The 20,149-nt window shown below is 38.5% G+C and carries 16 protein-coding genes, 4 tRNA genes and 2 pseudogenes; 21 read left to right on the forward strand and 1 reads right to left on the reverse strand.

Going from position 1 to position 20,149, the window contains the following annotated elements; genetic code table 11:
• The first annotated feature begins 383 nt into the window (after positions 1-383).
• The 10 genes from T501_RS08605 (at position 384) to T501_RS08650 (ending at position 5,596) form a co-directional block, all read left to right on the forward strand.
• Positions 384-1,541 carry a THUMP domain-containing class I SAM-dependent RNA methyltransferase gene (locus tag T501_RS08605; protein WP_044914342.1) on the forward strand — a complete coding sequence of 386 codons (1,158 nt, stop codon included), beginning with the start codon at positions 384-386 and terminating at the stop codon, positions 1,539-1,541.
• Complete coding sequence (locus T501_RS08610; protein ID WP_044914343.1) at positions 1,534-2,562, forward strand: N-acetylmuramoyl-L-alanine amidase; 1,029 nt, start codon at positions 1,534-1,536, stop codon at positions 2,560-2,562. Before T501_RS08605 ends, T501_RS08610 begins: the two co-directional genes overlap by 8 nt.
• A 26-nt stretch (positions 2,563-2,588) precedes the next feature.
• On the forward strand, positions 2,589-3,203 hold the full coding sequence (gene rdgB, locus T501_RS08615; RefSeq protein ID WP_081675328.1) for an RdgB/HAM1 family non-canonical purine NTP pyrophosphatase: 615 nt from the start codon (positions 2,589-2,591) through the stop codon (positions 3,201-3,203).
• Entirely contained in the window at positions 3,196-3,687 is a 492-nt protein-coding gene (locus tag T501_RS08620) for a metallophosphoesterase (protein WP_026511228.1), read from the forward strand. Before rdgB ends, T501_RS08620 begins: the two co-directional genes overlap by 8 nt.
• Positions 3,688-3,824: 137 nt before the next feature.
• A tRNA-Arg gene (locus T501_RS08625) sits at positions 3,825-3,898 on the forward strand.
• Positions 3,899-3,937: 39 nt separating this feature from the next.
• Positions 3,938-4,011: transfer RNA gene (locus T501_RS08630), tRNA-His, on the forward strand.
• Between the two features lie 77 nt (positions 4,012-4,088).
• A tRNA-Gln gene (locus T501_RS08635) sits at positions 4,089-4,160 on the forward strand.
• A gap of 35 nt (positions 4,161-4,195) precedes the next feature.
• Positions 4,196-4,268 (forward strand) — tRNA-Lys (locus T501_RS08640).
• Positions 4,269-4,767: 499 nt separating this feature from the next.
• Positions 4,768-5,028 carry a hypothetical protein gene (locus T501_RS08645; RefSeq protein WP_026511227.1) on the forward strand — a complete coding sequence of 87 codons (261 nt, stop codon included), beginning with the start codon at positions 4,768-4,770 and terminating at the stop codon, positions 5,026-5,028.
• A complete protein-coding gene (locus T501_RS08650) occupies positions 5,021-5,596 on the forward strand; it encodes a pepsin/retropepsin-like aspartic protease family protein (RefSeq protein ID WP_044914345.1) in 576 nt (191 codons plus the stop codon). Before T501_RS08645 ends, T501_RS08650 begins: the two co-directional genes overlap by 8 nt.
• Positions 5,597-5,969: 373 nt before the next feature.
• Here the strand turns inward: T501_RS08650 and T501_RS22095 are convergent, their stop codons facing one another.
• The gene (locus T501_RS22095) at positions 5,970-6,152 is read right to left on the reverse strand and encodes a helix-turn-helix domain-containing protein (protein ID WP_242845507.1); all 183 of its coding nucleotides are present in this window, start codon (positions 6,150-6,152) and stop codon (positions 5,970-5,972) included.
• A 203-nt stretch (positions 6,153-6,355) separates the two neighbouring features.
• Between T501_RS22095 and T501_RS22690 the strand changes: the two are divergent.
• The 11 genes and pseudogenes from T501_RS22690 to T501_RS08705 all read left to right on the forward strand — a co-directional run.
• Positions 6,356-6,760: pseudogene (locus T501_RS22690) on the forward strand (flagellin N-terminal helical domain-containing protein); the annotation flags it as partial.
• A 2,316-nt stretch (positions 6,761-9,076) separates the two neighbouring features.
• A pseudogene (locus T501_RS22695) lies at positions 9,077-9,481 on the forward strand (flagellin); the annotation flags it as partial.
• Between the two features lie 346 nt (positions 9,482-9,827).
• Positions 9,828-11,786 (forward strand): GBS Bsp-like repeat-containing protein, encoded by a 1,959-nt coding sequence (locus T501_RS20140; protein ID WP_050008213.1) that lies wholly within the window; start codon positions 9,828-9,830, stop codon positions 11,784-11,786.
• A 345-nt stretch (positions 11,787-12,131) separates the two neighbouring features.
• Entirely contained in the window at positions 12,132-13,163 is a 1,032-nt protein-coding gene (locus T501_RS20145) for a GGDEF domain-containing protein (RefSeq protein WP_197027941.1), read from the forward strand.
• 427 nt (positions 13,164-13,590) lie between these two features.
• The gene (locus T501_RS08675) at positions 13,591-14,613 is read left to right on the forward strand and encodes a LacI family DNA-binding transcriptional regulator (protein WP_044914347.1); all 1,023 of its coding nucleotides are present in this window, start codon (positions 13,591-13,593) and stop codon (positions 14,611-14,613) included.
• A 130-nt stretch (positions 14,614-14,743) separates the two neighbouring features.
• Entirely contained in the window at positions 14,744-15,418 is a 675-nt protein-coding gene (locus tag T501_RS08680) for an SGNH/GDSL hydrolase family protein (RefSeq protein WP_026511222.1), read from the forward strand.
• Positions 15,419-15,459: 41 nt separating this feature from the next.
• Positions 15,460-16,377 (forward strand): AEC family transporter, encoded by a 918-nt coding sequence (locus T501_RS08685; RefSeq protein WP_026511221.1) that lies wholly within the window; start codon positions 15,460-15,462, stop codon positions 16,375-16,377.
• 102 nt (positions 16,378-16,479) lie between these two features.
• Positions 16,480-16,857 carry a helix-turn-helix domain-containing protein gene (locus T501_RS08690; RefSeq protein WP_026511220.1) on the forward strand — a complete coding sequence of 126 codons (378 nt, stop codon included), beginning with the start codon at positions 16,480-16,482 and terminating at the stop codon, positions 16,855-16,857.
• 182 nt (positions 16,858-17,039) lie between these two features.
• Positions 17,040-18,386: an ABC transporter substrate-binding protein gene (locus T501_RS08695; RefSeq protein WP_050008215.1), complete on the forward strand. Its 1,347-nt coding sequence runs from the start codon at positions 17,040-17,042 to the stop codon at positions 18,384-18,386.
• Between the two features lie 2 nt (positions 18,387-18,388).
• Positions 18,389-19,264: a carbohydrate ABC transporter permease gene (locus T501_RS08700; protein ID WP_026511219.1), complete on the forward strand. Its 876-nt coding sequence runs from the start codon at positions 18,389-18,391 to the stop codon at positions 19,262-19,264.
• On the forward strand, positions 19,257-20,123 hold the full coding sequence (locus T501_RS08705; RefSeq protein WP_155994822.1) for a carbohydrate ABC transporter permease: 867 nt from the start codon (positions 19,257-19,259) through the stop codon (positions 20,121-20,123). The genes T501_RS08700 and T501_RS08705 overlap by 8 nt, the downstream gene beginning before the upstream one ends.
• Positions 20,124-20,149: the final 26 nt, after the last annotated feature.

Genomic DNA, 20,149 nt, shown 5'->3' on the forward strand with positions numbered 1-20,149 from the left:
GGACAACGTGAACTCGACTTCTGATTGTCATACGCATTTTTCCGACTTTTGTGCTATTATAGCCGTAAATGTGGATAAAATCCATCATTTTTGTAAAAAGAAAACTCCACCCCGTGGAATTTACTCCTACAAGGTGGAATTTACTCTTACAAAGTGGAATTAACTATTACAAGTCACCATCACTATTTTCCCTAATTAATGGGAGGAGACCGGCATGGGTGGGGACGCCATACCGGTCATTAAGAAAAGGAGATTGTCCTTTTTGTTCTGCAATAAGTATATCGACAAGTCTTTTTAAAACTTTATACCCAAAATTAACTTTTTTTATTTTTTTCAAACTGTGATAGAATATAACGGATTGTAAACTGAGAAAAGGAATAAGTATGCAAAGATTTGATTTGATTGCTCCATGCCATTTTGGGCTTGAGGCAGTATTAAAAAAAGAAATAATAAACCTCGGATATGAGATAAGGGAGGTAGCAGACGGCAGAGTGACATTTGCCGGAGATGCAGATGCCGTTGTGCGGGCTAATATTGGTCTTAGATCGGCAGAAAGAGTCCTTATCAAGATAGGTTCTTTCAAGGCCATAACTTTTGAAGAATTATATCAGGGCACCAAGTCTCTTCCGTGGGAGCAGTATATTCCCAAGAACGGGAAATTCTGGGTAAAAAAGGCCAGCAGTGTCAAGAGTAAGCTGTTTAGCCCATCAGATATACAGTCTATTATGAAAAAAGCCATGGTGGACAGACTTAGCGATATCTATGGAATTCGACGCTTTGAAGAGGATGGCGAGAGCTTTCCTGTCAGAGTCTTTCTGATGAAGGATGAAGTTACCGTAGCCCTTGATACTACAGGTGATTCACTTCACAAGAGAGGTTACAGGAAATTAGAGGCTAAGGCACCTATAGCTGAAAATCTTGCTGCTGCACTTTTGATGCTTACACCCTGGAGACCTGACAGAATCCTGGTGGATCCTTTTTGCGGAAGTGGAACATTTCCTATCGAGGCAGCCATGATTGCGGCTAATGTTGCACCCGGAATGAACAGACATTTTACTGCTGAAAAGTGGACTCATATCATCACACCTCAGAATTGGAAGGATGTCAGGGAAGAATACATGGATGAAATAGACTATGGAGTAGAAACTGACATTCAGGGCTATGACATAGATCCTGAGGTCATAGAGATAGCCAGAATTAATGCAAAAAAAGCCGGAGTTGAGAAAATGATTCATTTTCAGGCAAGACCGGTTGCTGAGCTTAGTCATAGGAAAAAGTATGGATTTATAGTTACAAATCCTCCTTATGGAGAGCGAATCGGCGAACAGAAGGAACTTCCTGCATTATATAAGACCCTGGGTGAGAGATTCAAAAACCTGGATTCCTGGTCCATGTATCTCATCACAGCCTACGACAAGGCTGAGAGGGACATCGGTAAAAAGGCTGATAAAAACCGCAAAATTTATAACGGAATGATTAAGACATATTTTTATCAGTACATGGGACCTAAACCGCCCAGAAGGATTTTGGATAATGATTGAGGATAAATTAAAGAAAACAGCCATATTTACAGGGATATTCGTTGCTTTATCCCTGAGCATTATGTTTTATAGGGCTGCCACAAAAAGTGTAATGATTGCAGAAGCGGGAGATGCCTATAAGACAAACGTCGGTGATATCAGGCAATATGATCTGAGATTTGATAAACCTGATAAAGACAGCGAAGAAGGCGTACTTGTAATCCCTCTTGAAAGCGGAGTTACTTCAGATAATATCCAGTTTGTGGAAAAACATGTAAGACACCAGTTTGTACTTTATATAAATGGAAAAACACCTGATTTTTACAGTAATAACAGCGTGATTTCGGATTTGGAATGCATTGAATCCGGCACATATGCCCCTCTAAATGATAAGGGAATGGTGTGTCTTACTTTTGAGCTCGATGGCTTATATCAAAACGAGACTTCTCTTGGCGACGGAGAAATAACTGTCAGCTTCAATAAAACTGATTATGAAAGTGAAAATGTGGTTGTCATTGATCCGGTGGATGAGATCGGTGTTCAGATGATACCTTATATAAAAACAGCTTTGGGAAATGATGATATCATCCTTTATTTCACAACTCTTGACGACCACCTTGCCGGAGATGAAGAAGTTATGGGACTTATAAAAGATTCCCAGGCGGATTTTTACATACAGCTTGGAGTTGATGACACCAGGGAGAGCGATTCGGGAATCAGAACGTACTATAATGACAGATTTTTTATCAGGGGCTTCGGGAATGTCCAGCTTGCTGATAAACTGGAAATGAATCTGGCAAAGGCTGCAGAGTGTAATGCACTTGGACTTGCTGCAGCTGATGAGAGTAATCAGAAGCTTTCATATTCAGTGGTACCGTCAGCTTTTGCGACAATAGGTAATATCAATAACAGAGTGGACCTTGAAAGGCTTGGAAAAGATAGCTATATAGAAAAATGTGCAGAAGGCCTTGCTGAAGGAATAAGGACATCATTTAGCATTAATAGCCCTATAGTAGACGAACCTGAAAGCGATGGTAAATAATAATCATAAATGGAGATATGATACGAATGAAGATAATTTTTGCAACCGGAAATAACAATAAAATGAAGGAAATCAGAGAAATACTGGGAAATCTTACATCTGAAATCAATTCAATGAAGGACGAGGGGATTGATCTTGATATAGTTGAGGATGGAAGCACCTTTGAGGAAAACTCCATGATAAAGGCAAGAGCCGTAGCTGCTTACTGTAAGGATAGGGGAATGACGGATTTTTGTATAATGGCAGATGATTCCGGACTCGAGATTGATTATCTTGATAAGGCACCGGGGATATATTCAGCGAGATTTTTAGGACATGATACGCCCTATTCTGAGAAAAATAAGCAGATACTTGAGAAGCTTGACGGAGTGCCTGATGAAAAGCGTACCGCAAGATTCGTATGTGCAATTAGTGCAGTTTTAGCTGATGGAAGAGAATCGGTTGTAAGAGCAACAATGGAAGGAATAATTGGTCATGAAATAGCCGGAGAAAACGGATTTGGATATGATCCAATATTCTTTTTGCCTGAATATGGCAAGACTTCGGCTGAGATATCCCCTGAGGAAAAGAATGCCATAAGCCATAGAGGAAAAGCACTCAGAATGATGGAAGAGAAGCTTAGGGGATTATTAGATGCTTAAGATATTAGTAGTTAGCGACACTCATAGAAAAGATGAAAATTTTTATAAGGTAATTGAGAAAGAAAGCCCTTTAAGCCTCATAATCCATTGTGGAGATACAGAAGGCAGCGAGACCCAAATGCAACAGCTTGCAGGGGCTCCTATGCGCATTGTCAGGGGGAATAATGACTTCTTCTGCGGACTGCCGGATGAACAGATTTTTGAAGTCTGGCCCCATACCTTTTTTGTGACACACGGGCACAGATATCTGGTGAACATGGGGAGCGATGAGATCAGAAGAGAGGCTTTTAGCAGAGGCGCAGACGTTGTAATTTATGGTCATACACACAAACCTGTTGCTGCTGAGATTGACGGAATGTATGTGTTTAATCCGGGGAGTCTTTCTTACCCCAGACAGGAGGGAAGAAAACCTTCCTATCTGATCCTTACTGTGGATGATGAGGGCGAATTATCCTATGAAATAAAGTATCTGGACCTGCTTTGACAGATTCCGTTTTTTATCAGAAAAACAAAATCTATAATTTTTTTGAAAAAAAATAAAAAAAGTTATAAATTCTATTGACAACATAGTAACCCTACTTTATAATCTATAAATGTCGCTGCGATAGAGAGCGACGATATGTGTCCGTAGCTCAGCTGGATAGAGCAACGGCCTTCTAAGCCGTGGGTCGGGGGTTCGAATCCCTTCGGGCACATTTTCAGATGAATAAGATATTTGTTGATCTGAGTGTATGGTGGGTATGGCGCAGTTGGTTAGCGCGCCAGATTGTGGTTCTGGAGACCGTGGGTTCGAGTCCCACTATCCACCCTGATTTTTAAGGGCGTTAACTTAGACATTTAGTTTGTTCAGAGTTATCATTAAGTAAGCACATCTGCTGTGTATGATGGGCTATCGCCAAGCGGTAAGGCACAGCACTTTGACTGCTGCATTCGTGGGTTCGAATCCCGCTAGCCCAGTTTTGATATATCACTGCTTTGCAGTTTATATATATGAGATACTAGCTCAGTTGGTAGAGCACTTGACTTTTAATCAAGTTGTCGTGGGTTCGATTCCCACGTGTCTCATTGGTTTAATAGGTCTGAGATGTAGATAATATCTGCGTCTCAGATTTTTTTATTATCAAAAATATTGATTACCAAACGCTTGTTATGATTACCATTTTTCTGCCCGGGTTTTCTCTTGTTTAGTGTCTCACGAGCAGTCCTCATATTTGAAGTAGTGAAGTAGTTCTGATTGATAGTTTGAGGGCTGTTACCGAAGATCATGGGAGAACTGTTTGGTGTTAAGCGATCTACTCTAAGTGAGCATATAAATAATATCATTGATACCTGAGAACTCGATGGGACTTCTATCGGTTTTTCCGATAAAAGTACCGGCGGAAGAAAACCTAAGATTTATAATCTTGATATGATTCTGTCAGTAGGGTATGTGTGTTACCATATTTATCATAATTTTTCAACGAAATATTTTTGACAAAATTAATTGCTTTTTCACGTTAAGAGTGTAACATTAAAAGTGCCAAGAGAATGCTTTCTTGAGAAGTTTTGAAAGAGAGGTAATGCTATGGTTAAAGCTAAACTAACAATGGAAGATCTTAGAGTTGGAATGCATGTTGAGCCAGAACAGCTGTCGGACTTATATGGAGTGTGGGTATTCATAAATCCGGAGACTGTAAGGGAGGATGGTTTTGATATAGTATATTTTTGTGATGAGAATACAAAAGATGATACAGAGATTGAGAAGATACGAAATCGATTCGGGAAGACTACTGTGATATATCAGCCCAAATTCTATGAAGATGAGGATGCTGCAATTTATGACTGATTTTTTAGAGTTAAAGCTTACAAAAAGTTTGGAATTTAGATGTGATTTCAAGTCTGATATATATGGTATTCATGGAGAATCTATATATTTCCCGGGGATTAGACAGTCTGGAATAAAAGTAGACACCGGTGCACATGGTGTTTTGATTCCGTTGAGGACTCTATGTTGGGCTGATGCGGAAATACAACAACTGGTTGATGATGCTGTTAAGTATCATAGAGAGAGTTTATCAGTTATAAATGGCGTAGAAAGCATTAACACTATTTCCAATAATCAACTGAGGAGCGAAACGGATAGTTTTATAAAATCTTACAAAGGAATGGCTATTAGTGTTCTTGCTGATAAGATAGAAGTAGGTGGATTGAAATTTACTGATATTCCGGTTAGAGTAACACCTTATACAACAGGTAATATCCTACTTGGAATGGATGTGATAAAAACGATGGATAGTCATATTGGAACCAGCAGGATTACAGGAGAAACGACATTGCTCGCGTGTCCTGAAGAAGCTATAAGTAATGACTATCTTTTGGCATTAGAGAGACATTTTGGATTGATTACAAAATAGTTTTATTGATTACCAAATTGATTACCAGAGACACGGCCGATGTGTGGAAACCTCCTTCTTTACTGGATTTCTTAAAAAAGATTAACTGGGTTCGATTCCCACGTGTCTCATTAGAAGCGCTTAACTACTACAGTTAAGCGTTTTTTTCATTGGGATGCTTTTTCTATGCACTAGTTTATAGTACCTATTTTTCTTATTATCGAAATATAAAGGGCTGGATCGTGATAATTGAATAACTTATAATACATTAGCGATACGTAAGAGTTGTTGCAATTTTTCTGGAGACATATTTTCAAGCGTGGAAACGATCTCTCCTACGATAGCTATTTGGGGAGAAGGATATTCATTCTGTAGCATATAATCCACTGTTACATCAAGCTCGTTGCAAATATTTACCAGGAGAGTCAGAGAGTTTTTTTACTTTGTTTGTTTCTATATTGCTTATGTGGGAAACATTAACATTTACTGCATTAGCGAGACTTTCCTGTGACATATTTCTGAGATTTCTTGTCTCTTTAATTCTTTTACCAATCTGAGCAAAATCTAGGCCTTTCATATGAACCCCCAATGGATTCAAGATTGAGAAAATCATTAAAAATGTAAATAGTTGTCAATTCACTAATATAGTAAAGTTTTTATAGCTATAGAATAATAATCCAAAACTATAAAATATATAGCTATAAGCATAAAGATATATATAAGAAATGTCGAAAGAGTAAGTGAGATTTGATTATGACAAGCTTGTAAGGAGCATAAACTATGGTTATTACTCATAATATTTCTGCCATGAACTCTCAAAGACAATTAGGAATAATTAATACTTTGAAGCAGAAATCATCAGAAAAGCTTTCGTCAGGATATAAAATAAACCGTGCAGCAGATGACGCTGCGGGGCTTTCAATAAGTGAAAAAATGAGAAAACAAATAAGGGGATTGGATAGAGGATCTGTAAATTCAGATGATGGTATTTCAGCTGTTCAGACTGCGGAAGGTGCATTAAATGAAGTGCATGATATGCTTCAGAGATTAAATGAACTGGCCGTTCAGGCTGCAAATGGAACGGATTCCTTTTCAGACCGTGAAGCTATACAGAAAGAGATAGGTCAGTTACTTACTGAAATAGACCGAGTTGCGGAGACAACAAAGTTTAACGAATTGTATATGTTAAAGGGCGGCACTGCAACTAGATATAAGACCCTTAATGCACATGACGCAGGTCTTGATGGTACTCTTGCGCATGTTGGAAATATGGCAACGTTTACCACCAGTCTTAAAGGTGGGCAAACCAAAATGATAGCGGGCGTGAATTACAATATTCTGGAAGGAACAAAGGAAGAAGAGACAAAAGCTCTTAGATTGAATGGAAATGCAGTAATAACAGGACCGTTAGATTCAATTGAAGTTGTAAGACATAACATAGATGAGCTTATAAGAGGAAGGTCATCTATTTCCGGTACGAGAAATGAAGAAAATGATATTTCTGCTGCTTGGGTGAATACCAGAACCGGAGACAGAGTTGAGATAAATGGAACATCGTATGAGCTTATAAAAAACAGACCTCGCACAGGAAGCAGTGACACTTTTTATGAGGATGTATTTGAAGATAATAATGGAAATGAGTATTCAATAGATCAAATTAAGTCGAAAATTTCTGATGGGGATACTGTGCGCCTTTCAATAAATGCAACGCCAATCACAAAGACTTCAGCCATTCCTAATTCAAGCACAAATAGTAGAGTTCAAAGCTTCTATAGAGTACCTATAACAGCGGAAGCAAATTCCTTAGCTACTGCTAGTGCTCATGTTATACGAGATTATAGCCTCCCAAATAATATTACGGTTAGTGATGCTTTACAACTGATTAAGTCAGCACTAGAGCAGGCAAACAATATAGGGGCAGATACTGACAGACAGGCAAGAGTAACTGGTATTAGTGCGATTGAAAGAGAAGAGGTGTATAGAACAAATATACAGGCGAGTGGTTTGGGAGCTTCTTCATCACAATTAAGTGGAAATACTATAGGTGGTGGAAGCAGTGTTATATCTATTCCCAGTCCAACTATAACACCAACGATAGCTTCTATAACTGATAGTAGTTACCCTACGGGTGTAGCTAACAATGTAACAACAGCTTCGCTAAGCAGTTATTCTTCATATACCGATGATATTGGACGAACACATTATGTTTTAAATCCGGGAATATATGATATAGCAGATGATATTACAGGCGTTGTATTTGATGTTTCAGGTAATACTGCTATTGAAAATTCCAATCTTGAGAATGTATCTATCTCATGTGCGGCAGGAACAACATTATCTATAAAGAATTTGAATATCAATAACTATGAAGAATCAAGTACTTTTCAGGGAATTGGTTCTCCGATAGATTTTAACGGAACTGGGAATGTACTTAATACATATGGGGAGAATTCTTTTTATGGAGGTTATAACGATTATTATGACTCAGTAAATAGTTATGGAGAAATATGTCATACTGCTACTGCTGCAATAAATGTTGGTGCTAATGAGGAATTGCAAATTAATGGAACAGATTCTTCTAACATAAAGGCATATGGGTTGGTTACAACAAGGAATGTTACGCCAAGATTTACGAATAATAACAATAGTGTATGGTCAACATATTCTTGGGCTATAGGTAGTAATTATTTGGAAAATGGAGGGAGTATTACTATAAATGGTGGACATATTGAAGCTTATTCTAGTCAGATTGGGAAGGGAAATGGAGGCGCAATCGGAGGAGGATATGGTGCTTCTATAATTATAAATGGTGGAGATATAGAAGCGGTAGGTGGTGCACATGGGTGCATAGGAGCACAAAGTGTATATAGAGGCGTTAGGCGTGATTGTAACGGAGAAATAAAAATAAATGGTGGTATTATTAATGCATTGTCTTATAATTCAGCTGCAATAGGCTTTGACTGTGGAGGAAATATAGAAATAACTGATGGAATAATATATGCAAATGGTAGATATCTTGCTGGTACTGGCATTGGAGCAAAGGATATTGTGCCTGCTATTAAAATTAGTGGTGGCTATGTTTATGCTACTACAGAACATACATATAATCTTGGTAGTAATCAAGGAACAAGCGAATCCGCTCCTATTGGTGGATCATTTTTTAATCGCTATGCTAACAACGGAGATATTTCAATTACAGGGGGAACAGTCGTTGCTATTTCTACTGAAAACACACAGGCTATCGGTAACATGAATATAGAAACCCCTAATATAAAGGTTTATATAGATGGGGTACTGAAAAATACTACTGGTGAAAGTGATGGAAATGGCCATCGTGTTGTTATATATCCCGATATGATAGGAATACAGGATTTTGAGAATGATACAGATGAACCGCAAAATGAAGAGGATTCTGACTCAGATGCAAATTATGACGGAGCAGTTTTGACAGACTACAAATTTAATATAAAACTTGGTCAGGTGGCTATTGCTAATAGTATGAATTTTAATATTCATGCAGGCGCAGATGCTGATATGACAAACAAAATTCAGGTAGATATTGATGCAATGACAACAGCGTGCTTGGGGTTACAGAATCTCAATGTTGTGGATGATTGCGGAATAGCTGCAACTTATGCAATTGATGCTATTGAAGATGCTATTAAGCAGGTATCTGAGCAAAGGTCAGAACTTGGCGCTGTACAGAATAGATTTGAGCATACTATTAAGAATTTGGATAATGTAGTCGAGAACACAACAGCTGCAGAATCCAGGATTCGCGATACTGATATGGCAGAAGAAATGGTTAATCTTTCCAAACAAAATATTTTAGCGCAAGCTGGGCAATCAATGCTAGCGCAGGCTAATCAGTCAGTAAATGGGGTTATGAGCTTGCTGCAAGGGTAATAATAAATTTATAAGATTAACTGGGTTCGATTCCCACGTGTCTCATTATAAATATGGCTCTGAAATATAGATTTTATCTATGTTTCAGAGCTTTTTCTTTTTGGAAAGGTGATTGCCAGCCAGGAGAATTGGATTTTTGCCAATGAAAATGAATATTTAAAGAGACAAGGGAGAGAATCCATTATTTTATGTGGCATTGTAAAAGGGCATCAATTACTTGCTATGACAGGATATATATGGTCTCGGAGAATGCTTGTTTTGGTCGAAAAACTACTTTTAAATTAATGATAAATATAATATTATAGATCTGTCACATTAGTTATGCTTCATATATGGGGGAATGGGTATGAAGAAAAGTATATTTCTTAAAGTCAGGCAGAGTCTGACTATCTTTTGCGTAGTTGTAATTCTTTTTAATCTTTCGTTTTTATCAATCAATGCAAGAGCAGCGACAACATTAAGTGAATCATCTATAAGAAACTATCTTAATGGTAAAAATGGAAAAACTGAATCAAACTATGGTGGTCTATGCTTAAAGTGGACATTCCAGCAATACAAAAATCTTGGTGCGACCAATGCTGCTGTGGGAACATCTAGCTGCTGCGCGCATTATGCCGCAACAAAGATGAATCTTTCTACCTCGGACAATATTCCGATAGGTGCACTGATCTTTTTTGATGGTGTTTCGAAGCAAGGTAGGTGCTCAAGATGTGGTCATTATTATGGGCATGTAGGAATCTATGTTGGAGATGGCTATGTTTCAAGTATTCATGGGAATGGTAAGATTAAGAATGAAAGTATCTCATTATGGGGAAGCTGGGGCTACCGATATATGGGGTGGGCTATTCCTAAAAATGTTGAAATAAACCGTGATATTACATGTGTTCCTACTCCTGAAATCTATGATGTACGAGTTGAAAATGTAAGATGGGATGGATATGATGTTTCATGCCTGATTACAAATGAAGCATATCTGACAAAAGTGCAGTTTCCTACCTGGACAGCCTATAATGATCAGGATGATCTAATCTGGCATGATGCTAGTAAAGGGCAGGATGGAAGATGGCACTATCATGTTTCTGTCTCAGATCATAAAAATGAATTTGGAACATATTTTACGCATCTTTATGCCTGGGCGACAGATGGTAGATATGGTGTCTCCGGTGTTTCTGTAGAAGTTCCTCAAAAGGATGAGACACGGCCGGTTATAAGTGATATTAAAATTGAGAATTTAACCTCTGATGGATATAGAGTGTCCTGCAAGGCTACTGATAATGTAGCAATAAAAAGAGTTGCGTTTCCTACTTATACAAAAAAGAATGGTGGGGATGATTTAATATGGCATGAAGGAACACAAGGATCAGATGGAAGATGGTATTATGATGTTAAAAGGGCTAATCATAATGGTGAAACCGGTACTTATATGACTCAAATTTGGGCTTGGGATACAAATGATTTATCCTCTTCAAGTCAGTTTATGACGATTGATGTTCCTGTGCCGACAATAAGTGTTGCATCGATAAGTTTGAATGCAAACATAGCAACTTTAGAAGTCCAGAAAACTTTAGACTTAAAAGCTACAATAGCACCTGGAAATGCTACAAACAAAAATGTGACATGGACTACCAGTGATAAAACAATTGCGACTGTGATAAATGGGAAGGTTACTGCTTTGAAGGCAGGAAAAGCTACCATTACTGTAAAATCTGTTTCAAACCCTTCAGTATCAGCATCATGCTTGATAACGGTCAAAGCTCCGGTTCAAAATAATCGTAGCTCACAGACAGCAAATAAAAATGATAATTCAGCTAAGCAAAGTCAAAAAACGGAGCAGACGAAAGCTGCAAGTGTAGAAACAGCGTCGAATCCTGTAAGTGCTGTCATTGGAACAGAATTACAGTATATTGATGATAATTATGTAGTAACAAATGAAAATGAAGTAAGCTTTTGCAATAGTGGAATAGAAGAAAAAGAAGGTGTTATTCCTTCAACAATTGAAGTGAACGGGGTAACTTACAGGGTTACATCAATAGCAAAGAATGCTTTCAAGAACAATAAAAGTATTAAAAGTATTACTATTGGAAGTAATGTGGTTAGCATTGGCAAGAAGGCGTTTTATGGTTGCACTAAACTGAAGAACATTAAAATTGAATCGTCAGTACTTAAGAGTGTAGGTAAAAATGCATTTGGAAAAACAAGTGCAAAAGCGAAGGTAACACTGTTGCGTTCCAATAAAAAGGCGTATAGAAAACTCCTTAAGAAATCCGGAATATCTAAGAACACAAAATATGTATCTATGTTTTGAGAAATAGATAATAAAATGTAAGTGTGTAGGACGACACGATTTATTCAATGAAAAACGTATAATCAAACTTTTTTAGGGTCTGACGTATTGCCAGACCCTTTTAGGATTAATTTTCCTTACAAACCTAAATGACTCGCTCGAAAGGAATATAGTTGCTGAAGCAATTGCGCTTGGCACGAGGATTTCGCAAGCGAAATCCTTATAATATTAAATATATATTAAAAAGTTCTTAAATATATGCTATTCAATTGAATTGAGCTTGAAGAAAAAATGTTAGAACCATACAATATATTTACTGGAGATATTATTTTTGTCACAATTTCCTTGATCCTTGGGAGTTATAAAATGGGTAAATTATTGGAGTTTCTGGTAAATAAGAAAAATAAGGTATTCCTGGTTACATGCCTTTATGTCCATGTGACATCACTCCTTTTTTATGCCTATTATGACGCTCCTTACCTGGCAATCACGAATGCAATCAGTAGCATGATGTATGTGATTCTTCTTATTACTGACAAAGCAGGTAGTGACAGGAATATTATGATTGCATTTATCGAGATCATCTTTTTCTCTGTTACATGTGAGATGCTGACCGTAGGTACTTACGGGTTCATCTTTTATCCTCTCGGTATGGTTGCAGTTATATTTCATCTTGTATCTACTACCAAAGCTAAGAGAGCTTTACTGCAACTTCTTGCCATCATCGGCACATTCGTTATTTATGGTGTAAATATCACAGGCTTTATTCCGATTAAAAGTATTGCTAACGACCTTAGTGAGTTTCAGGCTTTTATTGTGGCTTCTAATCTTGTTGTAACAGTCAGTACCATGGTTTATGTGTCATTTTTGTATATGGCTGAGCAGGAAAAAAATAAGGCCCTGCTTGAATACAATATCAATCATGATCAGCTGACAGGACTGTATAACAGAAGGTTTTTTTACACAGCTATTGAAACCATAAGAAAGTCCACCAGATTGTTTTCACTTGCCATGGTGGATCTGGATAACTTTAAGAGAATAAATGATACCTATGGTCATGAATGCGGAGATGAGGTGCTAAAGGCACTTTCGGAGATTTTTACTGAATCCCTTGATGAGAATGATATAGCTGTCAGATGGGGCGGAGAGGAATTTATTCTGTTCATGCCCGGAATTGATGAGAAGGAAGCAGGAGGTCGCCTTGAGCATATGCTAGAGAAAATACGTGTCTGTGAGGTGAAGTTTGAAGACAAAACGGTCACTTTTACAGCAACTATAGGGTTGGCATCATGTGATGATCCGCTTAAGTATGAGCAGGTTATCAACGAAGCAGATCAGAACCTGTATTACGGAAAAAACAACGGCAAAAATCGAATTGTTACTCATATTCCAAAATAATTGAATTGTGTATTTCGCAGCTCAAATTATCTAAAAAGAGCTGCGAATATCGGAAAGTCTTTATTTCGCAGCCCATATTACAGAAAAAGAGCTGCGCATATCGGAAAGTCTTTATTTCGCAGCCCATATTACAGAAAAAGAGCTGCGCATATCGGAAAGTCGTTATTTCGCAGTCCATATTATCTAAAAAGAGCTGCGCATATCAGAAAGTCTAAATTCTACAGCACATATTGCCTATAGTTTATCAGAAGATACTGTTCACACAGCTCTGCTCACCGTAAGGTGCGAGCAGCAACTATCAGGCAATATTGCATTAATGCACTAAATCATCAAAATATGTCTATTGATTTATTTAGCTTAATTTATTATACTTTGATTAGCTAAATTTAACTTATCAAATAATTAAATTAATTGATCGGAGATAAAAATGGCAAAGACAGTGAAGTTGGCGGATATTGCAGACAGGCTTGGGGTGAGCGTTGTTACGGTTTCCAAGGCACTTTCCGGACAAAAGGGAGTTGGAGAGGAACTCAGGGAGAAAATCATAGCACTTGCGGATGAGCTGGGATACAGACTTCCCTCTGCAGTTGAAAAGGTTAATTTAAATAAAGGGCAGAGTATTGGAATACTGATCCATGAGAAGCATTTTAGCAAGTACAACTCTTTTTATCTGCAGATGTATCAGATGTTGTCTGTAGAGCTTTCGGCAGCAGGCTATTTTAATCTGCTTGAGCTTGTGAGATATGATTTTGAGAAGGATTTAATTCTTCCGAATCTTGTAAATGAGGGGAATGTCAGCGCGGTAGTTCTTCTTGGAGAGTTCTCTAAGGAATATTGTACATTTTTGAGATCCAAGTTGTCAGTCCCTATCCAGTATCTTGACTTTAATGATAATAGTGAGGAGATTAACTCCATAGTATCGGATAGTTTCTATGGCGGATATTACCTTACGAATTATCTGTTTGATAAAGGGCACACGGATATAGCTTTTGTGGGATCGGTTCTTAAGACCTCCTCCATCACGGACAGATACCTTGGCTATTTGAAGTCAATGATGGAGCATGGAGTGCCGGTAAAAGATAAATGGGTCATTGAGGACAGAGATGAGAAGACAGGAATAATCTTTTCTCCAGAAATCCTGCAGCTCCCGGATGAACTTCCTACAGCTTTTGTTTGTAACTGCGACCTGACTGCAGGGGTGCTTATAAAGAAGCTTGAAAAGGATGGCTACAAAGTTCCCAAGGACTTTTCTGTGGTTGGATATGATAACTTCATTTTCCCGGGAACCTGTGATGTTGAGATCACAACCTATGAGGTAGACATGCCTGTCATGGTTAAGAAGACCGTTGAAGTACTTAATAAACTTATGAGGAACGAAGATTTCTCTTCAAAGACACATATAATAACCGGACACCTGGTTGAGAAAAGCAGCGTAAGAGCGCTAAGATAGTGTCAAATCAAATATGAGAACATTGGACTGACCTAAGGAATAGATGACATAAGGGCTCCTGCCATAAATGGGGGCATCCTCATGTAGGATTACCGTAAGCGATACCCTTTAGGTCGAAGAAGGAGGAAAAATGGAAGACGAGATCAGAAAATTTATGGAAGAGCAGGGGCTTAAGGAAAAAGCTCTGAAGGTTGAAAGGTACAGAAGATTAAACAAGTTTGCAAAGAAAGGACAGATTCTTTTTGTGGGCTCAAGCCTCATGGAACAGTTCCCTATAGATGAGATGCAAAGACAGATAGACATACCGCTTGAAATCTATAACAGAGGAATCGGCGGCTATGTTACTACAGAGCTTCTTGACAATATTGATGCATGCATACTGGAACTGGAGCCTAAGTATATTTTCATAAACATCGGAACAAACGACATAAGCGGTCCTACATATAATAAAGAGGAACTGCTTGCCAATTATGGAAAAATACTTGATATAATTAAGGACAGACTTCCTGATACCAAGGTTACTTTACTTAGTTATTATCCGACTAATCCTGAATTTGGTGAAAAGCTTCCTTACATGAAAGAGGTTTTGTCTTACAGATCAAATGAGAGGATAAAGGAGGCTAATGAGGACGTAAAAGAGTTTGCCGAAAAAAGAGGCTTACCCTGGGTTTATGTTAACGATGGCCTCATGGATGATAAAGGGTATCTGAAGGAAGAGTTCGCAATAGATGGAATGCACTTTTTTGCCAACGGCTACAAGGTTATCCTGGAAAACATGCTCCCGATGCTGAAAGAGCTGCACTGAAATCTGCCTACGGACTAAACTAGAAGAAATGGAGATTTTAGATGGTACAAACAATATTCTTTCAGATCTGCACAATGTTTTTGCTGGCTTTATGCGGCTACTGCTTATACAAGGCAGGAAAAATCACCGACGAAGGCAGTAAAACAATAGGTAACATACTTATTTACTTATCCCTCCCCTGCGTTATTATGAGGAGCTTTTTCAGGGAAAGAACAGAGGGTGAGCTTACGCTACTGATCGTGGCGGCTGCCCTGTCCTTTTTGGCACTTTGCATTTCAACTATCGTATCAAGGTTGATTTTCAGAAAGGATAAAGTAGCTGTTTTTGCAGGAGCTTATAGTAATCCGGGATTTTTTGGAGTTCCGATCATCACAGCTTCTCTTGGTGCAGATGCGGTATTTTTTGTAGCTCCGTTCATTGGATTTTTAAATATGTTTCAGTGGACTTATGGAGTTTCCCTTTTAAAGGGTGGCAATAAGATTGAGAAGATTACCCTCAAGCAGATTGTGACGGCGCCGTTTTTTATAGCTATAATAATAGGATTGTTTTTCTATTTGTCAGGAATTACGCTTCCGTCATTTGTTTTGAAAAGTATCAATCACATCGCTGAACTGAATACACCTCTTGCGATGTTTACAACGGGAATTTACCTGGCTCAGACGGATCTTTTGAAGATGCTTAAAAAGCCGGTACTGTATATTGTTTCGGCAACAAGGCTTGTTATCATTCCTCTTGTGATTATGTTGATTCTGATATTGATTCCGGAGCGCTTTGCAAGCGAAGCTATGAAAATGGCAATCTTTATTGCAACTGCATGCCCGGTAGGTTCAAATGTTGCGGTATATGCACATCTTTATAATGCAGATAAAAGTTATGCCGCTGAGACGGTCGTGATATCCACATTGCTTTCGATTATTACGATACCTTTTGTGATATATATCTTCGGCCTGTTCGCATGACTTAATTATTGTTTTGAGCAGAGCGCTTAACGGGGCATTTCACGAGCTTAGTTGAGTCTGTTATTGAAAACGGTATTTCTGCTGTGTTTTAGGAGTTTTAATATGGATATGTTATATGTGGATGGAACCGGTATTTCCGGGCGAAAACCTCTCAGCAGAATAGGTATGGCAAAGGAATACATAAATGATAATTATGCAAGGCAGCTGCCCCTCAAAGAGGTGGCAGAAGCTGTGGATTTAAATACATCGTATTTCAGCAATTTCTTTAAGTTAAAAACCGGGAAAAAATTTACCGACTATCTTCTAGATGTTCGAATGAATCACGCGATTGAGCTTTTGTGTGATCCCAGAACCAAGATCTATGAAATAGGCATCCTGGTAGGATATGAGGATGTGGTAAGCTTCGGCAGAGCCTTCAGAAAAAAGTTTAAAATGTCCCCCGGACAATACCGTGAACAAGTGATTTCCTGCATTCAGTAATGGATGCAGGATTTTTTTGTTTAAGTGGAATATATGACTGTTTTTAGGTAAATTAATCTAAAAATATGTATATAAAAACAAAAATATGTAATTTAAAAATAAGGTAAATTAAAGTAATATAATCATACAAGTTGCAACTTATATTAGCTAAAAACTCATATTAAAAGTATTGGAGGACAATTATGAAGAGAAAATTAGCACTTGGACTGACTATGATTATGACCGCATCATCACTTGCAGCATGCGGATCACAGGATACAGAAAGCATTAAAGCTGAGGCGGGTAGCGATAATGCTAAAGGCGCTGAAACAACGGAGAGTGAAGAAGGCGCTGAAACTACAGGGAGTGAAGAAAACGCTGAAACAGGGGAAACTGCAAATCTTTCAGGTAAGATCGTTGTAGCAAGTAACAGAACAGACCTTGAGGATGACCTCAATGCTTATGCAGCAAAGTTTATGGAAGAAAATCCCGGAACAACTGTAGAATTTGAAACAATTAAGGAATACGACGACGTAGTAGCTACCAGAATCGCAGGCGGCGAAGCACCTGATCTGTTCTATGTAGTAGATCCTATTAACCAGGATTCCTATGCAGATTATTTCCTTCCTATAGATGACCTTAAATATACAGCAGATGACATTCTTTTCTATGAGAATGGACGTGGCTCAGACGGCAATCTTTACGTCCTTCCGCTTACTGTTTCCTACTGCGGAATGATCTACAACAAGCAGGCATTCAAGACAGCAGGAATCGAAGAAGTACCCAAGACAGTTGATGAATTCTATGCTGACTGCGACAAGCTTAAAGAGGCAGGAATTACACCTGTAGGAACAGCTTTCAAGGATGTATGGCCGATCTTCGCATGGTGCGGATGGGGCGAAGTTAACTTGACAGCCGGAGATGAGCGTGGAGAAAACAAATACGCACAGCAGGACGAAATCTATGATGACGTAATGCTTAACTCAATGAATATCGTTAGAGAACTTAATAAAAAGGGCGAGCTTGAAGATGACATTATGTCAGCAAACTGGGATCAGTTTAAGCTTGACCTTGCACAGGGTAAAGTTGCAATGCACTATTCAGAGACCTGGCTTCCCACTCAGTTTGTTGAGCTTGGTGCAAACCCTGATGATATAGGTATGTTCCCCTTCCCGGGTGCAAAAAATATTAAAGCAGGTTCAGGAAAACAGTGGGGCGTTTCCAAGGACACTGAAAGTCCTGAACTTGCAAAGGCATTTTTGAGCTACATGCTTGAGAATCCTATTTCAGATGCAGATATACCTTCCAACCAGAACCTTCAGGTTGATGATCCTTTCGTAGCTGAACTTCTTAGCTATGGCGTTGAGCCTCTTTCACCAATCGTTGGTACTGCAGAGTTCAGTAATATCAGAAATGCAATCGAGCTTGATGGCCAGCAGTTCTTCCTTACATATGTAATGGAGCAGGATGATGCTAAAGCTAAAGAGCTTGTGGATGAATGGAATGCAAAATGGGCAGCAGAGCGCCCGAACTGGGTAGAAGGAAATTAAGAATGAGTTCAAAAGCAAAAGATAGAATTTTAATCATTGGATTTTTATTTATACCGATGATCCTTTTGGGGCTGTTTTCATACTATCCACTGGCAAAGCTCATACAGCTGAGCTTTACGGACTGGAACGGTATGAGCCCGAAGCTTAACTATATAGGTGTCAGGAACTATAAGGATATACTCAGTCAGAAGGAACTGTTCAGTACATTTGCCAATAACATGGCATATGTGCTGACAGCAATCCTGCAGCAGTTTGCGGGACTTTTCCTGGCTGTGCTCCTTAACAGCAATATCAGAATGAAAACCACTTTCAGGGCAATCTTGTTCATGCCTTACATCATTAACGGTGTAGCAGTAGCATTCATGTTCAACTACATGTATGACTACAGTAATTCTCCAATTAACCTCATTCTGAATGCACTTGGAGTCAGCTCGGTACACTTTATCAGTTCCTCCTATATGACTAATTTTGCTTTGTCCTTTATCAGTTTTTGGAAATATGTAGGGTACACCATGGTAATTTACCTGGCTGCCCTACAGTCAATTCCAAGTGAAGTGTACGAAGCAGCCAGAATTGACGGAGCCGGATTCTTCGGAACGATAGCATACATTACGTTCCCTAATATAAAGAGCATGCTGAAGGTATCACTGCTGCTTAGCTTAAATGGTGCGCTGCAGGTTTACTTCGAGCCCTTCCTTATCACAAAGGGCGGTCCGAACGGAAGAACTGCAACCTTTATCAGCAAATCTTTAGAACTTGCTTACAACTATAGGAAATACGGAAAAGCAGCAGCAATGGGTGTCATACTTCTTGTTATGATCATTCTCCTTGTGCTGGTTCAAAGAGTACTATTAAGAGAGGAAAAAGCAGATGAGTAAAATTAAGAAAGTGAAGGATATGCCTTCCTCTCCATTTGTTATTAACAATAAAATCGGAAGATTTTGCATATATTTTCTACTGGTGATTGGAGTAATAGGTGTGTTTGCACCGCTTTTCATAATACTGAACGTGTCACTTAAGACCAATGATGAGTACATGATGAAGGGCGTTTACTCCATCCCTGAAAATATAGTGAATTTTTCAAATTACATAAGAGCTTTTAATGAAGGAAAATTTGTGACAGGCTTCATGAACACTGCAATTCTGGTACTTATAAGTGTACCTCTTGCGATACTTTTTGGAACCATGGTCGCATACACCCTTTCAAGATTCAATTTCAAATGCAAAATGCTGGTCTATATGGCATTTCTGATTCCAACATTTATCCCCGGAATGACTGTAACAATAGCGACTTTCCAGATTATAAAAACTCTGGGACTTTATAACTCAATCTTAGCGGGAATCATTCTCTACATCGGAACCGATATAATGCAAATTTATATTTTCATGCAGTTTATAAATCAGGTTCCAAAGGCGCTGGATGAAAGTGCGAGAATCGACGGAGCCACAAGACTTCAGATTTATTACAAGATAATTCTGCCACAGCTAAAGCCTGCTATTGCAACAACTGTAATATTAAAGCTTCTGGGTATTTATAACGACTTTTTTACCCCCTACATGTACATGCCCAAGATCAAAACTGCGGCGACAGGACTGTATTCCTTTTCGGGAGACAAGCTGGCTGAATGGCCGCTAATGTCGGCAGCAATAATTCTTGTAGCCGTGCCCACCATCGTTATTTATATTTTCCTGCAAAAATACATCATTAGCGGTGTTACGGATGGAGCTGTTAAGTAAAACTTGTTTATAAATGAGGAGTAGTT

This window comes from Butyrivibrio sp. WCE2006 (assembly GCF_000701985.1).
In the GTDB taxonomy this organism is placed as follows: Bacteria; Bacillota; Clostridia; order Lachnospirales; family Lachnospiraceae; genus Butyrivibrio.